Below are 18658 nucleotides of genomic sequence, written 5' to 3' on the forward strand. Positions count from 1 at the left end.
CTTGTAGGCAGAAACCTCTAGTCGTTAGGAAGATCCTCATCGGCACGGTCGGGCGGCTGCAGCAGCTCGACGAAGCGTTCGTTGACCTGCTGCTGCCGCTCGTTGTAGCTCTGCTGCAGGTGGGCCCACAGCAGCTCTGCCGGGTCGACGACCGCGGGCAGGTCGCCGAGCCCGGCGATCAGCGGGCGGTAGTGGTCGGCCAGGTCGGTGGCCAGCCGCTCGACCTCGGCCTCGGGGGTGTCCTGGTCGACCCGGGCCAGGCGCCGGACCAGCTCCGTCGCCGCCGGGTCGCCGACCATCAGCGGGGCCAGCGACCGGGCGACGGTCGCGAAGTCGGTCTCGCCGAGGACGTGGGCCAGCAGCACCAGCTGTTCGCGCTCGTAGCGCGCCAGCTCCGGGACGGCCTCGGACGAGGCCCGCAGGTCGACCCCCAGCTCGGCCAGCACCGGCGGCAGGTCGGGCATCCCGCGGTGCTCGCGCAGGGTGGCGATCACCGCCCGGCGGCTGGTCAGCCGCTCGATCTCGGCCGCGGCCTGCTGGTCGAGCTCGTCGAGCAGGGCCTCGGCCGCCTCGGGGTCGTCCAGCACGTCGGGCAGCACCGCGAGCGGGACGCCGAGCGCGGTCAGGCGGGAGATCCGCAGGATCCGCACCAGGTGGCCGACGTCGTAGCTGCGGTAGCCGTTGACCGAGCGCTGCGGCTCCTCCAGCAGCCCGATCTGGTGGTAGTGGCGCAGGGTGCGCACGGTGACCCCGGCCAGGGCCGCCAGCTCACTGCTGCGCATCGGTCCGCTCCTTCGGCTCCAGGTCGACCAGGGCCCGGGAGAGCAGGACGACACCGAGCACCACCAGCCACACCGCGTTCACCGCGAGCCCGGCGGTCAGGGGGGAACCGTACTCGGCGACCACCCCGGCCAGCGCGATCCCGGCGGGTGCGGCGACCAGCAGGACGGCGTTCTGCAGGCTGAGCACCCGGCCGCGCACCTCGTCGGGCACCCGCTCGGCCTGCAGCACGCCCACCGTCGCGCCGAGCAGCGCGTTGGCCACGCCGACCAGCACGGCGCCGACGAAGACGACCACCGGGGAGAGCAGCGTGGTGATGAGGAGGAACCCGGTGGTGGTGCCGACGAGGGCGAGCGTCATCCAGGTCCGGCGCGGCAGCCGGGCGCCGACGACCGCGAAGACGGCGGTGCCGGCCAGCATCCCGACCGCCAGCGCGGTGAGCACGAAGCCGAGCAGGTCCTCCTGGCCGACCCTGGTGAAGTACAGCGGCAGCACCAGCCCCTGCACCCCGCCCAGCACGACCGCCAGACCGACGGTCAGCCCGACCAGCCCGGTGAGGAAGCGGCTGCCGCGCAGCACCCGGGCGCCCGCGGTGAGCTGCTGCCACACCGAGCCGCGCGGGGCGCCGGCCCCCTCCACGCGGCCGAAGCGGTGCGGCAGGACGAGGGTCAGCAGCGCTGCGAGCGCCGAGGTGGCAGCGGTCACCAGCAGCACCGTGGTGCCCTCGAGCAGCACCAGCAGGGTGCCCGCGGCGGCCGGGCCGAGGACGAGGGCCATCGCGGTCAGCGACTGCCGCAGCCCCACCAGCCGCTCCAACGGCACCCCGGTGTGGCGGGCGACCGCGGGGACGAGCACCTCGCGGGCCGTCATGCCCGGGACGTCGCCGAAGGCGCCGACGACGGCCAGCCCGACCAGCCACCACAGGTTGAGCCCGAACAGCAGGTCGGCCAGCGGGATGGCGGCCACCGACGCCGCCGAGATGAGGTCGGCCAGCACCGAGCAGGTGCGCCGGTTCACCCGGTCCAGAACCACCCCGGCGAACAGGCCGACCAGCACCGCCGGGACGGCCGTGGCGGTGGCGATGATGCCGACGTGGAGCGGGCTGCCGGTGGTCTGCAGCACGATCAGGGGCAGGGCGACGGCCAGCACGCCGTTGCCGAGCAGGCTGAGGACGTGGGAGCCGAGGTAGGCGAGGACGATTCGGGGCACGGGTCCAGCACAGACCGTGACGTCGCGTCGGGGTCAAGCGCGGACGCGCTGCCGTCGGGTCAGCCTGTGACCAGCGTCACCACCGATGGGGGCGGATGGCATCTGGATCGATCCAGTACCCGGGTGCAGACTGGGGGCTCGAGACGCGACGGCGCGTCCGGACGTCCTGCACCTGCTCCGGAAGACCCGCCCATGCCTCTCGCTGTCTGGATCCTCGCCGTCGGCGCCTTCGGGTTCGGCACCACCGAGTTCCTCTCGATGGGTCTGCTGCCCGAGATGGCCGCCACCTTCGGTGTCGACATCCCCACCGCCGGCTGGCTGATCACCGCCTACGCCCTCGGCGTCGTCATCGGCGCACCGACCCTGACCGCGCTGGCGCACCGCTGGTCGCGCAAGCGGGTCCTCATCGCGCTGATGGTGCTGTTCACGCTGGCCCACGTGGCCACCGCCGCCGCCCCCACCTTCGAGACGCTGGTGGCGGCGCGACTGGTCAACGGGCTGGCCCACGGCACCTTCTTCGGCGCGGCCGCCGTCGTCGCCCGCACCCTGGCCGCCCCCGGCTTCCAGGGACGGGCCACCGCGCTGGTATTCACCGGGCTCACGGTCGCCAACATCGTCGGCGTCCCCACCGGCACCTTCCTCGGCCAGCAGCTCGGCTGGCGGCTCAGCTTCGCCCTGATCGGGCTGATCGGCGTCGTCACCGTCGTCGCGGTGGCGCTGGCGGTGCCGCGGGTCGAGCAGAGCGAGGGCGGGTTGCGCGCGCAGTTCGCCGCGTTCGGGCGGGGTCAGCTCTGGATGACCCTGCTCATCACCCTGGTCGGCTTCGCCGGCACCTTCACCGTGCTCAGCTACATCGCCCCGATGCTCACCGAGGTGACCGGGCTGGCCACGGGCGCGGTGCCGTGGGTGATGGTCGTCTTCGGCGTCGGCGCGACCGCCGGCAACGTGCTGGGCGGACGCCTGGCCGACTGGTCGGTGCCGCGGACGCTGGCTCTCGGGCTGGCCGGGCAGGGCGTCCTCTTCGTGCTGCTCTTCACCCTGGCCGAGCACCCGGTGGCGGCCGTCCTCGGCATCCTCGGGTTCTCCTTCTTCGGCTTCGTGATGAGCGCCTCCATCGTCAGCCGTGCCATCCACTCCGCCGGCGGCGGGGCCAGCATGGCCTCGGCCTCGATGCAGGCGGCGTTCAACAGCGCCAACGCGGTCGGCGCGGTGCTCGGCGGGCTGGCCATCGACGCCGGGTTCGGGTTCGCCTCACCGGCACTGGTGGCTGCCGCGCTGAGCGTCGCCGGGCTCGGTGTGCTCGCCTGGGCCACCCGCCTCGACGTCAGCGGGCGCGCCCCGGTCGACCCGGACGTCCCCTCGCGACGTCGGCGCCGAGAGCTCGCCCGCGCCGCCTGAGCCCCGCCTCCAGACGTCGCGGCCCTCAGACCTCGCGCCAGTCGTGGGAGGTGATGTGCGAGCCGCCCTGCGGACCCATCTGCAGCATCCCGCCGTCGACGACCAACGACGCGCCGGTGATGTAGCCGGCCCCGCGGGTGGCGAGGAAGGCGATGGTGTCGGCGATCTCCCAGGCGTGGCCGGGACGTCCCAGCGGCACCCCGGGACGGTCCTCCTCGCGGGGGTCGGTGTCGGTCTGCCCGGTCATCGGGGTGGCGATCTCGCCGGGGGCGACCGAGTTGACCGTGATGCCGTGGCGGCCCAGCTCGATGGCCATCGTCTTCACCAGCCCGCCGAGGCCGTGCTTGGCGGCGTCGTAGGCGCTGGAGCCGACCCGCGGCTGGTGCTCGTGGACGCTGGTCACCGCGACCAGCCGGCCGCCGCGACCGGCCTGCACCATGTGCCGGGCCGCGCGCTGCAGGCAGACGAAGGCGCCGTCGAGGTCGGTGGCCACCACGTGGCGCCAGGCCTCGAGGGTGACGTCGAGGAACGGGGTGGAGTCGCCGGTGCCGGCGTTGTTGACGAACACGTCGATGCCGCCGAGGCGGTCGGCGAGGTCGTCGACGACGTCCCTGCAGGTCTCGATCTCGCTGGTGTCGAGCCGGGCGACGTGCGCCTGCCGGCCGTGCCCGCGGATCTCCTCCGCGGTCTGCTCGGCACCCTCCTGGTCGGTGTGCCAGGTCAGCCCGACGTCCATGCCGGCCAGGGCCAGGGCGACGGCGGTGGCACGGCCGATGCCGGAGTCGCCGGCGGTGACGACGGCGCGGGTGGGGGAGAACTCGGACGGGTCGGGCACGACAGCTCCTTCGGTGTGGGGACGCCGGTCCTCTACCCGGACCGGCGCCCCTCCACCCAGGGCGTGCCCGACCCGCCGGCTCAGCCCTGCACGAACCAGTCGCGCGGGTGGTGGTCGGCCGTGAGCTCGCGGCGCGGGGCCTGCGGGCGGGCCCAGCGCACCCCGTTGGCCAGCACCCGGCGGACGTCGGGGTGGTGGTAGACGGGGTAGTCCTGGTCGCCGGGGGAGAAGTAGAACACCCGGCCCAGCCCGCGCCGCCAGGTCGCCCCGGAGCGGAACACCTCGCCGCCGGAGAAGGAGGAGATGAAGACCAGCTCGTCCGGGGTCGGGATGTCGAACAGCTCGCCGTACATCTCCTGCTCGGGGATCTGGATCGGGTTCGGGACCCCCTCGGCCAGCGGGTGGTCGGGGGCGATCGTCCAGACCAGCTCGCGGTCGCGCTCGTTGCGCCACTTCAGCGAGCAGGTGGTGCCCATCAGGCGCTTGAAGATCTTGGAGTAGTGGCCCGAGTGCAGCACCCCGATGCCCATCCCGGCGTGCACGGCGGCGAGCACCCGCTCGACCACCGCGTCCTCGACGTCGCCGTGCCTGGCGTGGCCCCACCACAGCAGCACGTCGGTGCTGTCCAGGACGTCGGGGGTCAGCCCGTGCTCGGGCTCGGCCAGTGTGGCGGTGCGCACCTCGACGTCGTCGCCGAGGAGCTCGCGCAGGCCGTCGGCGATGACGGCGTGGATGCCGTCGGGGTAGTGGCGCAGGACGGTCTCGTCCCCGCGGGTCTCGTGGAAGAACTCGTTCCAGACGGTGACACGGATGGGCTTGTTCACTGGGGGACCTCGACCTCTCGGCGCTCGGCGGCGGACTGGTAGACCGCGTCGACGACGCGGCTGCGGTGCAGGGCGAACTCACCGTAGTGGCCCACGTAGCGGGGCTGACCCTCCGGGGTCTCGGCACCGGCGTCGATGGCGGTGAGGAACTCCGCGATCACGCTCTGGTGGTGCTTGCCGGGGTCGCGCAGCTGCGGCTTGGAGATCGTGGGCGCGCCGGCGACGTCGGAGTAGACGGTGAGGGTGTCGGTGGTGGAGTAGTTGTCGACGTGCAGCCGGGCTCCGCCGACCGCGCCGAGCAGGTCCACCTCGATGTCCTCGTGGGCCTTGGAGTAGGAGGCCCAGGACGCCTCCAGCTGCAGGCTGGCGCCGTTGTCGAGGCGGCACAGCGCGCTGGCGAAGTCCTCGACCTCGAAGTCGAAGTCGAGCCGCTGGGAGGCGACCTTGTTCCCACCGCCGCGCCCGGCCGCGCCGAGGTGGTTGTAGGCCACCGCGGAGACGCTGGTGACCTTCGGCTCGTCCAGCAGGAACAGCGCGATGTCGAGGACGTGGGAGCCCAGGTCGATCAGCGGGCCACCGCCGGCGGTCGCCTTGGAGGTGAACCAGGAGCCCAGGCCGGGGATGCCGGTGCGGCGCAGCCAGCTGGCGCGGGCGTGGTAGATGTCGCCGAAGGGGCGGCTGTCGAGGTGGCGGCGCAACCACTGCACGTCGGTGCGGCGGCGATGGTTGTAGGCCACCTCCAGCACCCGGTCGGCCTCGCGTGCGGCCTGCACCATCTCCTCGGCCAGGGCGCCGGTGACGGCCAGCGGCTTCTCGCAGAAGACGTGCCGGCCGCCTTGCAGCGCGGCCATCGCGATCGGGTGGTGCAGGTCGTTGGGGACGCCGATGGAGATGACGTCGAGGTCGTCGCGGGCGACCAGCTCGCGCCAGTCCTCGTAGCGGTGCTCCACACCGCGGGTGTCGGCGAGCTCGGCCAGCCGGGCCGGCTCCTGACCGGCCAGCGCGACGACGCGCGCGCCGGGCAGGGCGGTGAAGGCGTCGAGGTGGGTGGTGCCGGCGAAGCCGAGGCCGATGACACCGACGCGGAGCTCGTCGGTCGCCCCCGTCTCGGCGGCGGTGTGGCCGGGCAACGTGCGTGCGGACATGCAGGGACCTCTCTGGCTCTGTATGGGGTACGTCCGGGGCTACGCTACTCAATCGATTCAGCACGGCAAGTCGCCCCACCGGCGCGTCGGCCACGTCGGAGCGCGTCACTACGCTGCAGACGTGGCGCGGTGGAGCAGGTCGCAGGTCGAGGCCGCGGCGACCGACGCCGGGTCGCTGGCCGCCGCCTGGAGGCTGGCCCGTCCCGGACCGTGGAGCGGCTGCGGCGCCAACGACACCCTGCTCTGGGGACACTGCCAGGGTTCGGGTGCCACCCCCTACCAGGTGAGCATCGACCTCACCACGCCCGCCTGGCGATGCTCGTGCCCCAGCCGGCGCTCCCCGTGCAAGCACGCGCTGGCGCTGCTGCTGCTGTGGTCCGACGGTGCGCTGGAGCCCGGTGGGGCGCTGGAGACGGGGGACGCCCCGGCCGAGGCCGCGGAGTGGTCGGCGCGCCGGGCCGCCCGGGCCGCGCAGCCGGTCTCCGCCCCGCCCGACCCGGCCGCCCAGGCGGCCCGGTTGGAGAAGCGGCTGGCGCTGATGGACGCCGGGATCGAGGAGCTGGCGCTGTGGCTGACCGACCTGGTCCGCACCGGTCTCGGCGCGGCGCGCTCCCGCCCGACCGGTTGGTGGGACCAGATCGGCGCCCGGATGGTCGACGCCCAGCTGCCGGGGCTCGGCCAGCGGCTGCGCGACCTCGGTTCGGAGGTCAGCGCCCGGCCGGACTGGACCGAGCACCTGCTGGCGGCGGTCGGCCGGCTGTGGGCGGTGGTGCGGGCCTGGCGCCGTCGCGAGCAGCTGGACGCCGACCAGCTCGGCGACCTGCGGGCGGTGGTGGGCTGGTCGTTCTCCCGCGAGGAGGTCCGTCAGCGGGAGATCCTCCTCGACGACTGGCTGGTGCTCGGCGCCCACCGCAGCGACGACGGCCGGCTGCAGCAGCAGCGCACCTGGCTGCACGGACGCCGCACCGGCGAGACCGTGCAGCTGCTCGACTTCGCCGCCGGGACGTCCGCGCTGCCGCTGCCGCAGGTGAGCGGCACCTCGCTCACCGCCGGGTTGGCCCGCTACCCGGGGCACCCACCGCGGCGGGCGCTGTTCGTCGACGAGCCGCGCCCGGCCGAGGTGGCCGCGCCGTGGCCGGCAGCCGTCACGACCACCGAGGCGGTCGAGCGCCGCGACGCGCTGCTGGTCGACCAGCCCTGGCTGCGGGTGGTGCCCGCCCACCTCCGGTCGGTGCGGCTCGCGCTGGCGCCGGCCCCGCTGCTGGTGGACGCCGACGGCCGCGGGCTGCCACTGGCCGAGGACGCCGACGTGTGGGCGCTGGCCGCGCTCACCGGCGGGCACCCCGCCGACGTCGTGGTCGAGCTGCAGGGGGCGCGCGTGCGGCCGCTCACGGTGACCCGCGCCGACCCGGCCGCCGGCCTCGCCCCCGGGGCGGTGGTGGTCGCGTGAGCGGGGACTGGCAGCAGGGGCTGCTCTCAGCAGCCCTGGTCGGCACCCAGCGCCGGCCCGCCCCGGACGTCCCGGCGGGCTGGCCGGCGCAGCCGTCGGGACGGGCGGAGGAACGGCTGCTCGACACCGCCGCGCTGTGGCAGCTCGCCCGCCGGGTCGGGCAGCGGCCGCAGCCGGCCGAGCCCGTCGCGCCGGCTCCGGCCGAGACGCTGCCCCCGGCACCGCCGGCCGCCGATGAGCTGCTGGGTCTGCTGCTGCACCAGCCACCGGTCCGCCGGGAGCTGGCGGTGCGGCTGCTGGTCGACTGGCTGCACCTCTGCGCGGCCGCGGGACGCGTCCCCGCCCCGCCCCGGCTGCCGGCACTGCTCGACCTTGCCCGCCGCGACCCACCGGTCCGCACCGCGCTGGCCGCCGTCGGCTCCTCCCGGCTGCGGTGGCTGGCCGGGCACCGCCCGGGCTGGGTGCTGAGCCCGCCGACCGGTGGCAGGTCCGACACCACGACGGCCGAGGAGTGGGCCACGCTCGGCCGCGAGGAGCGGGAGGCGGTGCTGCGGCGCCGGTGCCCCCTCGACCCGGCGGGCGCGGTCGCGCTGGTGGGCAGCACCTGGGACACCGACCCCGCCCGCGACCGGCTGGCGGTGCTGGAGGCGCTGGACCGCGACCTGCACCCCGCCGCCACCGACCTGCTCGAGCGGGCCCTGGACGACGCCTCGGTCGGGGTCCGCCGGCAGGCCCGGGCGATGCTCGACCGGCTGCCCGGCTCCCCGCGGGCGGCCCGGATGGCAGCCCGGCTCGCCGCCCTGCTCCGGGTGGAACGGCCCCGCGGGATGGGACGACTGCTCGGCGGTGCGGTGCGTGTCCGGGTCGAGCGGCCCGACGAGCCCGACGCCGCCGCCCGCCGTGACGGCGTGGAGGACCCGCCGACCGGGTCGCGCACCGACGCCTGGCTGCGCACGCTCGTCGCCGCCAGCCCGCTCGCCGTCTGGGACGCGGTCGACGACGACCCGGCCGTCGTCTGGCAGGCGGTCGAGGAGGACGCCGTCCGCGCCGGGATCGTGGCCGCGGTCACCGCCCAGCGCGACGGGCGCTGGGCCACCGCGCTGTGGCCGCTGGTGGGTGAGGTGCCGCGGGCGTGGCTGCCGCTGGCGCCGGTGGAGCTGCGCCAGCAGTACGTGCTGGCCTGGGTGGCCGGGCAGCGCACCGGCTACACCGTCGGCGCCGGACCGGTGCTCGCGGCCGTCCCCGGGCCCTGGGACGAGCGCTTCAGCCGCGCCCTGCTGCGCGCGCTGGGCCGCGCGCGTCCGGACTCCTTCGACCTGCCGCTGGGCCTGCTGGCCGACCGCCTGCACCCCGGCGTCGACGACGCACTCGCCGACCTGGGGGCCGCCAAACCCCGGCTGACCGCCGTCGCCCAGCTGCGCCAGCACCTGTCCGTCCGCACGTCCGTCCGAGAGGCCTTCCGATGACCCAGACCCCACCGACCGGGACGCCCCCGACCGAGACACCCCCGACCGAGACACCCCCGACCGAGACACCCCCGACCGAGACACCCCTGACCGAGACACTCCGCCCGCACGCCGAGCAGGCCTACGCCGACGAGCTCGCCGCCCTCGCCGCCGCCGACGACCGGCCCCGCCCGCCGCGGTGGCGGCTCTCGCCGTGGGCGGTCACCACCTACCTGCTCGGCGGCCGGCTGCCCGACGGCACCGAGATCAGCGCCAAGTACGTCGGCTCGCGCCGGCTCGTCGAGATCGCCGTCGCCTCGCTCGCCACCGACCGGGCGCTGCTGCTGCTCGGCGTGCCCGGGACGGCCAAGAGCTGGGTGTCGGAGCACCTCGCCGCCGCCATCTCCGGCAACTCCGGGCTGGTGGTCCAGGGCACCGCCGGCACGCCGGAGGAGTCGCTGCGCTACGGCTGGAACTACGCCCGGCTGCTCGCCGAGGGCCCGAGCCGGGCCGCGCTGGTGCCCAGCCCGGTGATGCGGGCGATGGAGAACGGCTCGCTGGTCCGGGTCGAGGAGCTGACCCGGATCCCGGCGGAGGTCCAGGACGCGCTGATCTCGCTGCTGTCGGAGAAGACGCTGCCGGTGCCCGAGCTCGACACCGAGGTGCAGGCCGTCCGCGGGTTCAACGTCGTCGCCACGGCCAACAACCGCGACAAGGGCGTCAACGAGCTGTCCTCCGCGCTGCGGCGCCGGTTCAACACCGTGGTGCTGCCGCTGCCCGAGACCCTGGCCGACGAGGTGCGGATCGTGGAGCAGCGGGTGGGCCAGGTCGGGCGCTCGCTGGAGCTGCCGGCCGACCTGCAGGCCTCGGCGGAGATCGAACGGGTGGTGACGGTGTTCCGCGAGCTGCGCGGCGGCCTCACCCTGGACGGGCGCACCACGGTGAAGTCGCCGTCGGCGACGCTGTCGACGGCCGAGGCGATCTCGGTGATGACCAACGGGGTGGCGCTGGCCGCCCACTTCGGCGACGGCCGGGTCCGCGCCGACGACGTCGCCGCGGCGCTGGTGGGGGCGGTGGTCAAGGACCCGGTGCAGGACCGGGTGGTGTGGCAGGAGTACCTGGAGACCGTGGTCAAGGACCGCCGCGAGTGGGCCGACCTCTACCGGGCCTGCCGGGAGCTGGGCTGAGCGTGCCGGGCGACGCAGGGGCGCCGACGCCGGAGGTGGCCGTCCTCGGCGTCCGCCACCACGGGCCCGGCTCGGCGCGTTCGGTGCTGCTCGCGCTGACCGAGCTGCAGCCCGACAGCGTGCTGGTCGAGGGCGTCCCCGAGCTGGATCCGGTGCTGCCGCTGCTGGCCGCCGACGGGATGCGGCCGCCGGTCGCCGGGCTGGTGCACGGGGTCGAGCAGCGCGGCCGGGCGCTGTTCTACCCGATGGCCTCCTTCTCCCCGGAGTGGGTGGCGCTGCGCTGGGCGCTGGCCAACGCCGTCCCGGCGCGGATGGCCGACCTGGCCGCCACCCACGTCCTCGCCCTGGAGGACACGGGCGCGGAGGAGCCGGACGCGTTGCGGGCCCGACCCGACGCCATCGGCACCCTCGCCGCGGCCGCCGGCTACGACGACCCCGAACGCTGGTGGGAGGACGCCGTCGAGCACCGCTCCACCTCCTCCCTGGCCCGCTTCGCCAGCATCACCGAGGCGATGGCGGCCGTCCGCGAGGGCCACGACCCGGTGGCGGCCGCGCTCGACGACGAGGCCTCGGGGTGGACGGTGCAGAACGCCCGCCGGGAGGCCGCGATGCGGCAGGCCGTCCGCGCGGAGTGGAAGGCCGGACGTCCCCGCGTCGCCTTCGTCTGCGGGGCCTACCACGCGCCGGCGGTCGACCCCACCGGACGTCCCGCCGCCCCCGACACGCGGCTGCTGACGAAGCTGCCCCGGGTGAAGGTGGCCGCCACCTGGGTGCCGTGGACCACCGGCCGGCTGGCCCGCTCCAGCGGCTACGGCGCCGGGATCACCTCACCGGGCTGGTACCAGCACCTCTTCGACAGCTGGCAGGACGGGGACGCGGTGGGCGAGGACGCCGCGAGCACCAGCTGGCTGGTGCGCACCGCCCAGGCGCTGCGGGCCGAGGGCCTCGACGCCGCGCCTGCCTCGGTGGTGGAGGCCGTCCGGCTGGCCCGCACCCTGGCCGTCGTCCGGGGCCGGCCGTCGGTGGGTCTGGAGGAGGTGCTGGACGCCACCCAGACCGTGCTCTGCGGCGGGTCGGCGGTGCCGCTGCGGCTGGTGGGGGAGCGGCTGGTGGTCGGGCACCGGCTCGGCGAGGTGCCCGAGGACACCCCGATGGCCCCGGTCGCGGCCGACCTGGCCCGGCAGCAGAAGACGCTGCGGTTGCGGGTGTCGGCGGAGGAGAAGGTGGTCGAGCTCGATCTGCGCCGGGAGGCCGCCCGGGGCCGCTCGGTGCTCTTCCACCGGCTCGGGGTGCTCGACGTCGACTGGGCCACCCGGGTGCGTGACGAGGCCGGGCTCGGCACCTTCAAGGAGACGTGGTCGCTGACCTGGCGCCCAGAGCTGGCGGTGACGCTGGTCGAGGCCGGGTTGTACGGCACCACGGTCCGCGAGGCCGCCGCCGGCCGGCTGGCCGAGCGGGCCCGGGACGCCGACGGGCTGGACGCCCTGGCCGGGCTGGTCGAGCGGTGCCTGCTGGCCGAGCTCGACGAGGCGCTGCCCACGGTGCTGACCCGGCTGGACGAGCAGGCCGCGCACCACACCGACGTGGTCGGGCTGCTCCGCTCGGTGGAGCCGATGGCCCGCACCTGCCGCTACGGCGACGTCCGCGCCCTCGACGTCGCGCGGGTGGCCGACGTGCTGCTCACCGTGGTGCGCCGGGCCAGCGTCGGGCTGCGGGCGGCCTGCAGCGCGCTCGACGACGAGGCGGCCGCGCGGATGGTGGCGGCGATGGAGGCGACCGACGCCGGCATCGGGCTGCTGGGCACCGAGGAGCTGCTCGGGCCCTGGCAGCAGGCGCTGGCCGCGGTGGCCGCCGATGACCGGGTGCACGGCACGGTGGTCGGGCGCGCCAACCGGATGCTGCTCGACGTCGGCGTCCTCGACGCCGAGGAGGTGGCGCGGCGGGTGTCGCGCTGGCTGTCGGGTGGCACCGACCCGCTGGCCGCGGCCGGGTTCGTCGACGGCCTGCTCACCGGGGACGCGCTGCTGCTGCTGCACGAGCCGACCCTGCTGCGGCTGCTCGACGGCTGGCTGCGCTCGGTCGGCGGCGAGTCCTTCGACGCCCTGCTGCCGCTGCTGCGCCGCACCTTCGCCGCCTTCTCCGCCGCCGAGCGCCGCTCGATCGGGGAGACCCTGCGCTCCGGCGGCACCCCACGCAGCCAGACCGCCGAGATCGACCTCGACCGGGCCCGGCCCGCGGTGGCGGCGTTCGCCCGGCTGCTCGGCCTGACCGACCCTGCGACCGAGGAGGTCCCGTGAGCGAGGACGAGGACCGGCTGCGGCGGTGGCGGCTGGTGCTGGGCGGGGAGGCCGCCGACGGCACCGGGGCCCGGCTGGAGGGCGACGACCTGGTGCGCGACCGGGCGCTCGGCGACCTCTACGACGCCGAGCAGCGCCCGCGCCGGGGCGGGCTCGGGGCCTCGGCGCCCTCGGTGGCCCGCTGGCTGGGCGACATCCGCAGCCACTTCCCCAGCCGGGTGGTGCAGGTGATGCAGGCCGACGCGATGGACCGCCTGGGTCTCAAGGGGCTGCTGGCCGAGCCGGAGATGCTGGCCGCGGTGCAGCCCGACATCGGGCTGGTCACCACCCTGATGGGGCTGCGCGGGGCGATCCCGGAGTCGTCGAAGGAGGCCGCCCGGCAGGTGGTGCGCGCCGTCACCGACGAGCTCGAAGCGCGCCTCGCGCAGGCCCTGGTGCAGGCGGTGAGCGGTGCGCTGGACCGGTCGCGGCGGACCACCCGGCCGCGGGCCGCCGACATCGACTGGCCGCGGACCATCGCGGCCAACCTGCGCCACTACCAGCCCGAGCACGGCACCGTGGTGCCCGAGCGGCTGGTCGGCCACGCCCGGCGCCGCGGGCAGGTGGAGCGCCACCTCATCCTGTGCATCGACCAGTCCGGCTCGATGGCCAGCTCGATCGTCTGGTCGGCGGTGTTCGGCTCGGTGCTCGCCTCCCTGCGGTCGGTCCGCACGTCGCTGGTGGTCTTCGACACCGAGGTGGTCGACCTGACCGAGGAGCTGGACGACCCGGTCGACGTGCTGTTCGGCGTCCAGCTGGGTGGGGGCACCGACATCAACCGGGCGCTGGCCTATTGCCAGGAGCTCGTCGAGGAGCCGGAGGAGACGGTGCTGGTGCTGCTCAGCGACCTGCTCGAGGGCGGGATCGCCGAGGAGATGCTGCGCCGGGCCCGCCAGGTGCACGACTCCGGCGCGGTGATGGTGGCGCTGCTCGCGCTCAGCGACGACGGCGCGCCGTACTACGACGCCGACCACGCCCGCGCACTGGCCGAGCTGGGCGTCCCCGCCTTCGCCTGCACCCCCGACGTCTTCCCCGACCTGATGGCCGCCGCCATCCAGCGCCGCGACCTGGGGGAGTGGGCCGCCGAGCACGACATCGTCACCGCCGGCCAGCCCGAGCCCGAGGACTAGCTCGCGGTGCTCAGCCGGGGACGGCCTCGCACCGGAGGTAGAGCAGGCAGGCGACGGAGTCCCACACGGGCCTCCCGCCGACCCCTGCGGGTTCGGCGGCGGCGACCACCTGCAGACCGGCCCGGTGCAGCGCGTTGAGGTAGGTGCTCAGCGTCCGGTGGTGGGTCGTCGGCGGCAGAGCGTCGTGGTCGCGCCGCGGAGCGGGGATCTCGCCCTCGGTGAAGTAGTGCCCGACGAGCCGGTGCACCCCGACCCGTCGCGGTGGTCCAGCAGCTCACCGGTCACCGGCGGCTTGAAGCACGGGTGGGTGATCGACAGGACGAACCAGCCGCCCGCTCGCAGCACCCTGCGCACGGCCGCGAGGGTGGCGGGGAGGTCGGGGATGTCATGAGGGCCATGTGGCACACGACCCCGTCGACAGAGGCGTCGTCGACCCGCGCGAGGTGCTGGGCGTCGTCGACCAGGTACTCGGCGCGCGGCCCTGGGCGCGTCCGGCTCCGGGCGAGGTCGATCATCTCCGCCGAGGCGTCGACACCGGTGACGCGCGGCCGGGCGTGCACGAGCATCCGGGCGTCGCGGCCCTGGCCGCAGGCCAACGAGAGCACCTCCTGGTCCCGGCAGGTCCCCACGAGCTGGAGCAGGATCTCGTCCGGGGTCTCGTCCACCCAGGCGGCATCGGCCGGCGTCACCTCGTCATAGCCCCGCCCGGCCGCCATGGGTGGATCCTAGGTGGCGGGCGCACGATGGCGGTACGGTCCACGCATGCACCGCATCTTCAGCACCAGCGTCGCGTCGGTGTACCCGCACTACGTCGCGAAGGCCGAGCGCCGGGGCCGCACCCGGGCCGAGGTGGACGAGATCATCTGCTGGCTCACCGGCTTCGACGAGGCCACGCTGCGCCGGCACCTCGACGAGGAGACCACCTTCGAGGACTTCTTCGCCGCGGCCGAGCTGCACCCCAACGCCTCGCTCATCACCGGCAGCGTCTGCGGGGTGAAGGTGCAGGAGATCGAGGACCCGCTGATGCGGAAGATCCGCTACCTCGACAAGCTGGTCGAGGAGCTGACCAGGACCCGGCCGATGGAGAAGATCCTGCGCGGCTCGACCCGGGTCGGTCAGCCCGACGGCGCCAGCCCCAGCACGACGCCGTAGTCGTCGGGACGCCACTCGTCGAACGCCTCGCGGACCGCCTGCTCGCCCTGCTCGTCGGCGAACGTCGACGCGTGCGCCGCCACTCGGCGGACACCTGAACGCAGCGCGTCCGGACGGCCGTCAGCATCCCCTCGACGAGGCCGAGCAGCTCAGCCGTCGACCAGGAGGGCGGCGGGTGCGTGGCCAGCGCCCACGGCAGCGAGGAGTTGTACGGACGCACCAGCCCGTCGAGGGCGAAGACGACGTCGAGGAAGAAGGGCAACGACTCCACGGCGTCGAGCCGCGCTTCCAGCGGTCGGCCCGCCCGGACGGACTTCAGCGCCCGGAAGGTGAGGTTGAGCCAGGCCCCGATGCGTCCGTGGCCGATGAGCTCGTCGAGCGTCTCTGCGGTGCTGAGGTGCGTCTGCCGGTCCAGCGCGGCCGCGATCCGGCCGCCGGTGGCGTCGGCCAGCACCGGAGCCCAGGCGTAGGACCAGCGGTAGGCGAACCCAGGGCTGCCGTAGGGCGCGACCTGCTCGAGGTGGTCCAGCGCCAGGGGGATCTGCTCGAGCTCGGCGGTGTGCAACCAGGGGGCGGCGGGGCCCTGGGCGGCTTCGGGCGTCATGACGACGAGCAGGTCGAGGTCGGAGTGCTCGGTCGCCAGTCCGCGGCCGGCCGACCCGGACAGCACCAGCCCCAGCAGCGCGGGTCCGAGCTCTGCCGCCAGCGTCCGCCCGGCACCCTCGAGCAGGGCCCGCTGGCGTGCGGTCAGGTGACTGGGCAGGTCGAGTCGCACATCGCCTCCTGTCGCCCCGTCGTGCCGGCCTGCGGCCGACGCTAGCCGTGACGTCGCTGCGCCTGCGACCGGTTTCGACAGCGCCGCCGGGAGCACAGGCCTCGAACTGCAACCACAGGGTTGCGATCTGAGTCACGAGGTGCAACCATCGAGTTGCAACGAGAACTCGGACGACAGGAGGATGTGATGGACGCGATCGTCAAGCCCCGCGGTGGCACCCGGATGGTGCTGGCCGTGCTGTTCCTCGGCGCGTTCGCCATGGGCAGCGCGGACATGCTCGTCGTGGGCATGCTCGACCTGATCTCGGCCGGTCTGGCCGTCTCGATCCCGGCGGTTGGCGCCCTGGTGACCGCCTTCGCGCTGGGCATGGCCGTCGGCGGCCCGGTGCTCGCGCTGCTGACGGCGCGCCTGGACCGTCGAAGTGTGCTGATCGGCGCCGTGGCGGCGTTCGCGACGCTCACCCTGGTGCCGGTGCTGGTGGCCGACCACACCCTCTTCCTCATCGCCCGGGCCGGGTGCGGAGCGGCCGAGGGCCTGTTCCTCGCGGCCGCGCTCACCGCGGTCGAAGGCCTGGTGCCGAAGGAGCGCGTCGGCCAGGCGATGGGTGTCGTCATCACCGGCTTCGCCACCTCGGGCGTGCTCGGCATGCCGCTCGGGACCCTGGCAGGACAGCTGCTGGGCTGGCGTGCGTCGTTCGCCGGCCTCGCCGTCGTCGTGGTCGGGGTCCTGCTGGCGGCGAGCCTGGTCCTGCCCGCCCTGCCGACGGCGCGGGCGGGCCACACCGCGGGCACCCAGCTGCGCCACGCGTTCGCTCCCCGGGTGCTGGCCCTGCTCGCGCTCTGCAGCCTGGTCTTCCTGGGCCTCCAGTCGGCCCTCACCTACATCGTGCCGTACCTCGGGGACGTCACCCGGATCTCCGGCTCGGCGGTGGCGGTGGTGCTGTGCGTCTTCGGGGTGGCGACCACGGTCGGCTCCGCGGCCGGTTCCCGCTTCGCCGACGCGCACGCCCCACGTGCCCTGGTGGTCGGGGCCGTCGGCCTGACGGTGTCGCTGGCCGCCCTGTACCTCTTCGGTGGGCAGGTGGGCCTGGTTGTCCTCGCCGTCTTCGGCATGGGGCTGTTCGCCATGGCGATGGCGCCGACCGTGCAGAGCCGGGTGATGAGCCTCGCCGGACCGGGCGGGGCCCTCGCGGCGTCGCTCCCGGCGTCGGCCGCCAACGCCGGGGACGCCGTCGGTGCGCTGCTCGGGGGTGGCGCCATCGGGCAGGCTGGTCTCCCCGGCGCGGTCCTCGCCGGGGCCGCGGTCGCGGCGATCGCCGTGGCCGTCGCGATCGCCACCAGTCGGCTGCGCCCGCCTGCCTCCGCCGTCGAGGACACCTCGCGGACCGTCGACCCCATCGCCGCCTAGGCACCGACCCGAGAAGGAAGGCACACCGACATGACCGACAACCCGTTGTCCGTGGTCGACCACGAGACGTCCACCGTGCATCGCAGCATCTACATCGCCGCGCCGGTGGAGAAGGTGTGGCGGGCCGTCACCGATCCCGAGCACATCTCCCGCTGGTTCGGGCGCACCGTGCTCGTCGGAGAGGGCGCCGGGGCGCGTGGCACCGTCACCTGGCCGGACGAGCCCGCCATCCCGATTCGCGTCGAGGAGGCCGACCGGCCCCGGAGCATCTCCTACCGCTGGTGGAACGACGGAGGCGCCGGACCCGTCCAGGACGAGCTCGACCTCCGGCACTCCACGGTCTTCACCTTCGTCCTCGAGCCCGCCGACGGCGGCACGCAGCTCACCGTGACCGAGACCGGGTTCGAGACCACCACCGATCCCACCGGCAACCTCGAGAGCCACCGCCTCGGCTGGGACGCGCAGCTGGACCGGTTGGTCGCCCTCCTCGAGGCCACCCGATGAACGAGGTGGTGGTCGCCGTGTGTGCCGCGCTGGGCGATGAGACCCGCTGGAGCATCCTCACCGCTCTCGGCGAGGCACCGGCCTCCGCGTCGGCGCTCGCCACCCGGCTACCCGTCAGCCGCCAGGCGATCGCCAAGCACCTCGAGGTCCTCCAACGGGTGGGGCTGGTCGAACCGGTGCGGGTCGGCCGGGAGGTGCGCTACCAGGTGCTCGGCTCTGAGCTGAGCGCGACGGCCCGCCGTCTGGAGGCCATCGGCGTGGCGTGGGAGCGGCGTCTCGCCGACATCAAGGCGATCGCGGAGGACCTGTGATGGGCACGCGAGCCGACGCCCTCGAGAACGCCGGTCTGCCGCCGGTCACCGACCGTGCCTCCTACGAGGCGCAGGTCGAGCGGCTGCGCCGGCGGGAGAAGGCGCACACCCGGGAGGCGGACGCGATCGCCGCGGCGCGTCGTCGGCTGCCGATGGTGGAGGTGGACGGCCGCGCCGAGCTCCTCGGGCGAGCCGGCGCGGCGTGCAGGCGATGGACCACAGCTACGCGTTGATGGACCTGACCGTGTGGGGACGTCAGGAGTCCCGGGAGGACTCCCCGGCCGGCTGGCCGCAGGAGTGCACCGAGGTACGCACCGGCTCCGGGGCACCGGGGTGGGCGCCCGCCGCCGACGGGACGGGCCGTCCGCTGGTCCAGTGGCACCGTCTCGACGCCGGGCACGACGACCACCTCGGGAGCGGGGGAGCGGGCCCGTCGTCCGGACCTCGGCACTGCCACTGAGCCTCGCGGCCGCGCTCGAGCGCCTCCGGCTACGCGGCACCACCCGCGACCCACGGGTAGCAGTCGACGGGGGTGTCCCGGTCCGCATCAGGGCGGGGCCGGTGCCGGAGAAGCACCAGAGGCGGCCTCCGGACCACTCCGGAGACCGCCTCTGACCTGCGCTTCCGCGCATCGTAGCGGGGACAGGATTTGAACCTGTGACCTCTGGGTTATGAGCCCAGCGAGCTACCGAGCTGCTCCACCCCGCGGCGACTCCCAGAACATTACCGGCTGGTGTCGGGGAGGCCAAATCGAGACGGTGTCATCCAGG

Annotated in this window: 19 protein-coding genes, 1 tRNA gene and 1 pseudogene; 12 read left to right on the forward strand and 9 right to left on the reverse strand. The window is 74.8% G+C overall.

The genetic code is table 11. The features are described from left to right. Window positions 1-17: 17 nt before the first annotated feature. Both DT076_RS00390 and DT076_RS00395 read right to left on the reverse strand, forming a co-directional pair. Window positions 18-782 carry a MerR family transcriptional regulator gene (locus DT076_RS00390; RefSeq protein ID WP_114124687.1) on the reverse strand — a complete coding sequence of 255 codons (765 nt, stop codon included), beginning with the start codon at window positions 780-782 and terminating at the stop codon, window positions 18-20. Next, window positions 769-1989, reverse strand: a complete 1221-nt coding sequence (locus tag DT076_RS00395) for an MFS transporter (RefSeq protein WP_114124688.1) — start codon at window positions 1987-1989, stop codon at window positions 769-771. The genes DT076_RS00390 and DT076_RS00395 overlap by 14 nt, the downstream gene beginning before the upstream one ends. A 192-nt stretch (window positions 1990-2181) precedes the next feature. On the opposite strand from DT076_RS00395, the gene DT076_RS00400 reads away from it, so the two are divergent. After that, window positions 2182-3387 carry an MFS transporter gene (locus tag DT076_RS00400; protein ID WP_114124689.1) on the forward strand — a complete coding sequence of 402 codons (1206 nt, stop codon included), beginning with the start codon at window positions 2182-2184 and terminating at the stop codon, window positions 3385-3387. A gap of 25 nt (window positions 3388-3412) precedes the next feature. On the opposite strand, the gene DT076_RS00405 is transcribed toward DT076_RS00400, so the two are convergent. From DT076_RS00405 to DT076_RS00415, 3 genes are all read right to left on the reverse strand, one after another. Beyond that, window positions 3413-4222, reverse strand: coding sequence for an SDR family oxidoreductase (locus DT076_RS00405; protein ID WP_114124690.1), 810 nt, complete (start codon window positions 4220-4222; stop codon window positions 3413-3415). 80 nt (window positions 4223-4302) lie between these two features. After that, window positions 4303-5046: a ThuA domain-containing protein gene (locus DT076_RS00410; protein ID WP_199538854.1), complete on the reverse strand. Its 744-nt coding sequence runs from the start codon at window positions 5044-5046 to the stop codon at window positions 4303-4305. Next, complete coding sequence (locus DT076_RS00415) at window positions 5043-6191, reverse strand: Gfo/Idh/MocA family protein (RefSeq protein WP_114124691.1); 1149 nt, start codon at window positions 6189-6191, stop codon at window positions 5043-5045. The genes DT076_RS00410 and DT076_RS00415 overlap by 4 nt, the downstream gene beginning before the upstream one ends. Before the next feature lie 121 nt (window positions 6192-6312). Between DT076_RS00415 and DT076_RS00420 the strand changes: the two genes are divergently transcribed. The 5 genes from DT076_RS00420 (at window position 6313) to DT076_RS00440 (ending at window position 13739) form a co-directional block, all read left to right on the forward strand. Beyond that, complete coding sequence (locus DT076_RS00420) at window positions 6313-7641, forward strand: SWIM zinc finger family protein (protein WP_199538855.1); 1329 nt, start codon at window positions 6313-6315, stop codon at window positions 7639-7641. Then, on the forward strand, window positions 7638-9107 hold the full coding sequence (locus DT076_RS00425) for a DUF5691 domain-containing protein (protein ID WP_114124693.1): 1470 nt from the start codon (window positions 7638-7640) through the stop codon (window positions 9105-9107). Before DT076_RS00420 ends, DT076_RS00425 begins: the two co-directional genes overlap by 4 nt. An 86-nt stretch (window positions 9108-9193) precedes the next feature. Continuing rightward, on the forward strand, window positions 9194-10273 hold the full coding sequence (locus DT076_RS00430; RefSeq protein WP_199538905.1) for an ATP-binding protein: 1080 nt from the start codon (window positions 9194-9196) through the stop codon (window positions 10271-10273). Window positions 10274-10275: 2 nt separating this feature from the next. After that, window positions 10276-12570, forward strand: coding sequence for a DUF5682 family protein (locus DT076_RS00435; RefSeq protein ID WP_114124695.1), 2295 nt, complete (start codon window positions 10276-10278; stop codon window positions 12568-12570). Continuing rightward, window positions 12567-13739 (forward strand): VWA domain-containing protein, encoded by a 1173-nt coding sequence (locus tag DT076_RS00440; RefSeq protein ID WP_114124696.1) that lies wholly within the window; start codon window positions 12567-12569, stop codon window positions 13737-13739. Before DT076_RS00435 ends, DT076_RS00440 begins: the two co-directional genes overlap by 4 nt. 10 nt (window positions 13740-13749) lie before the next feature. Here the strand turns inward: DT076_RS00440 and DT076_RS00445 are convergent, their stop codons facing one another. Then, window positions 13750-13986, reverse strand: a complete 237-nt coding sequence (locus DT076_RS00445; protein ID WP_114124697.1) for a hypothetical protein — start codon at window positions 13984-13986, stop codon at window positions 13750-13752. Window positions 13987-14020: 34 nt separating this feature from the next. Further along, window positions 14021-14455, reverse strand: coding sequence for a class I SAM-dependent methyltransferase (locus DT076_RS00450; protein WP_114124698.1), 435 nt, complete (start codon window positions 14453-14455; stop codon window positions 14021-14023). A 46-nt stretch (window positions 14456-14501) separates the two neighbouring features. On the opposite strand from DT076_RS00450, the gene DT076_RS00455 reads away from it, so the two are divergent. Continuing rightward, a complete protein-coding gene (locus DT076_RS00455) occupies window positions 14502-14891 on the forward strand; it encodes a DUF2200 domain-containing protein (RefSeq protein ID WP_114124699.1) in 390 nt (129 codons plus the stop codon). A 604-nt stretch (window positions 14892-15495) separates the two neighbouring features. Here DT076_RS00455 and DT076_RS20385 read toward each other — a convergent pair. Next, window positions 15496-15762: pseudogene (locus tag DT076_RS20385) on the reverse strand (nucleotidyltransferase domain-containing protein); the annotation flags it as partial. A gap of 90 nt (window positions 15763-15852) precedes the next feature. Between DT076_RS20385 and DT076_RS00465 the strand changes: the two are divergent. Genes DT076_RS00465 through DT076_RS19775 form a run of 5 tightly spaced genes read left to right on the forward strand, consistent with a single transcriptional unit; the run spans window position 15853 to window position 18348 of the window. After that, on the forward strand, window positions 15853-17073 hold the full coding sequence (locus tag DT076_RS00465; RefSeq protein WP_114124701.1) for an MFS transporter: 1221 nt from the start codon (window positions 15853-15855) through the stop codon (window positions 17071-17073). Window positions 17074-17103: 30 nt separating this feature from the next. Next, window positions 17104-17577, forward strand: coding sequence for an SRPBCC domain-containing protein (locus DT076_RS00470; RefSeq protein ID WP_114124702.1), 474 nt, complete (start codon window positions 17104-17106; stop codon window positions 17575-17577). Continuing rightward, window positions 17574-17888: an ArsR/SmtB family transcription factor gene (locus tag DT076_RS00475; protein WP_114124703.1), complete on the forward strand. Its 315-nt coding sequence runs from the start codon at window positions 17574-17576 to the stop codon at window positions 17886-17888. Before DT076_RS00470 ends, DT076_RS00475 begins: the two co-directional genes overlap by 4 nt. Beyond that, window positions 17888-18121 (forward strand): DUF899 family protein, encoded by a 234-nt coding sequence (locus DT076_RS19770; protein WP_233493544.1) that lies wholly within the window; start codon window positions 17888-17890, stop codon window positions 18119-18121. The genes DT076_RS00475 and DT076_RS19770 overlap by 1 nt, the downstream gene beginning before the upstream one ends. Further along, window positions 18100-18348, forward strand: coding sequence for a hypothetical protein (locus tag DT076_RS19775; protein ID WP_233493545.1), 249 nt, complete (start codon window positions 18100-18102; stop codon window positions 18346-18348). The genes DT076_RS19770 and DT076_RS19775 overlap by 22 nt, the downstream gene beginning before the upstream one ends. A gap of 174 nt (window positions 18349-18522) precedes the next feature. Here DT076_RS19775 and DT076_RS00485 read toward each other — a convergent pair. Next, a tRNA-Met gene (locus tag DT076_RS00485) sits at window positions 18523-18596 on the reverse strand. Between the last annotated feature and the right edge of the window lie 62 nt (window positions 18597-18658).

Source organism: Desertihabitans brevis, assembly GCF_003327535.1.
GTDB lineage: Bacteria > Actinomycetota > Actinomycetes > Propionibacteriales > Propionibacteriaceae > Desertihabitans > Desertihabitans brevis.

Excerpts from the sequence above, each read along its gene's own strand:
- DT076_RS00470 (WP_114124702.1), top strand. The coding sequence starts at position 17,104 with ATGACCGACAACCCGTTGTCCGTGGTCGACCACGAGACGTCCACCGTG.
- DT076_RS00390 (WP_114124687.1), bottom strand. The coding sequence starts at position 782 with ATGCGCAGCAGTGAGCTGGCGGCCCTGGCCGGGGTCACCGTGCGCACC.
- DT076_RS00465 (WP_114124701.1), top strand. The coding sequence starts at position 15,853 with ATGGACGCGATCGTCAAGCCCCGCGGTGGCACCCGGATGGTGCTGGCC.
- DT076_RS00475 (WP_114124703.1), top strand. The coding sequence starts at position 17,574 with ATGAACGAGGTGGTGGTCGCCGTGTGTGCCGCGCTGGGCGATGAGACC.
- DT076_RS19775 (WP_233493545.1), top strand. The coding sequence starts at position 18,100 with ATGGACCACAGCTACGCGTTGATGGACCTGACCGTGTGGGGACGTCAG.
- DT076_RS19770 (WP_233493544.1), top strand. The coding sequence starts at position 17,888 with ATGGGCACGCGAGCCGACGCCCTCGAGAACGCCGGTCTGCCGCCGGTC.
- DT076_RS00415 (WP_114124691.1), bottom strand. The coding sequence starts at position 6,191 with ATGTCCGCACGCACGTTGCCCGGCCACACCGCCGCCGAGACGGGGGCG.
- DT076_RS00455 (WP_114124699.1), top strand. The coding sequence starts at position 14,502 with ATGCACCGCATCTTCAGCACCAGCGTCGCGTCGGTGTACCCGCACTAC.
- DT076_RS00450 (WP_114124698.1), bottom strand. The coding sequence starts at position 14,455 with ATGGCGGCCGGGCGGGGCTATGACGAGGTGACGCCGGCCGATGCCGCC.
- DT076_RS00400 (WP_114124689.1), top strand. The coding sequence starts at position 2,182 with ATGCCTCTCGCTGTCTGGATCCTCGCCGTCGGCGCCTTCGGGTTCGGC.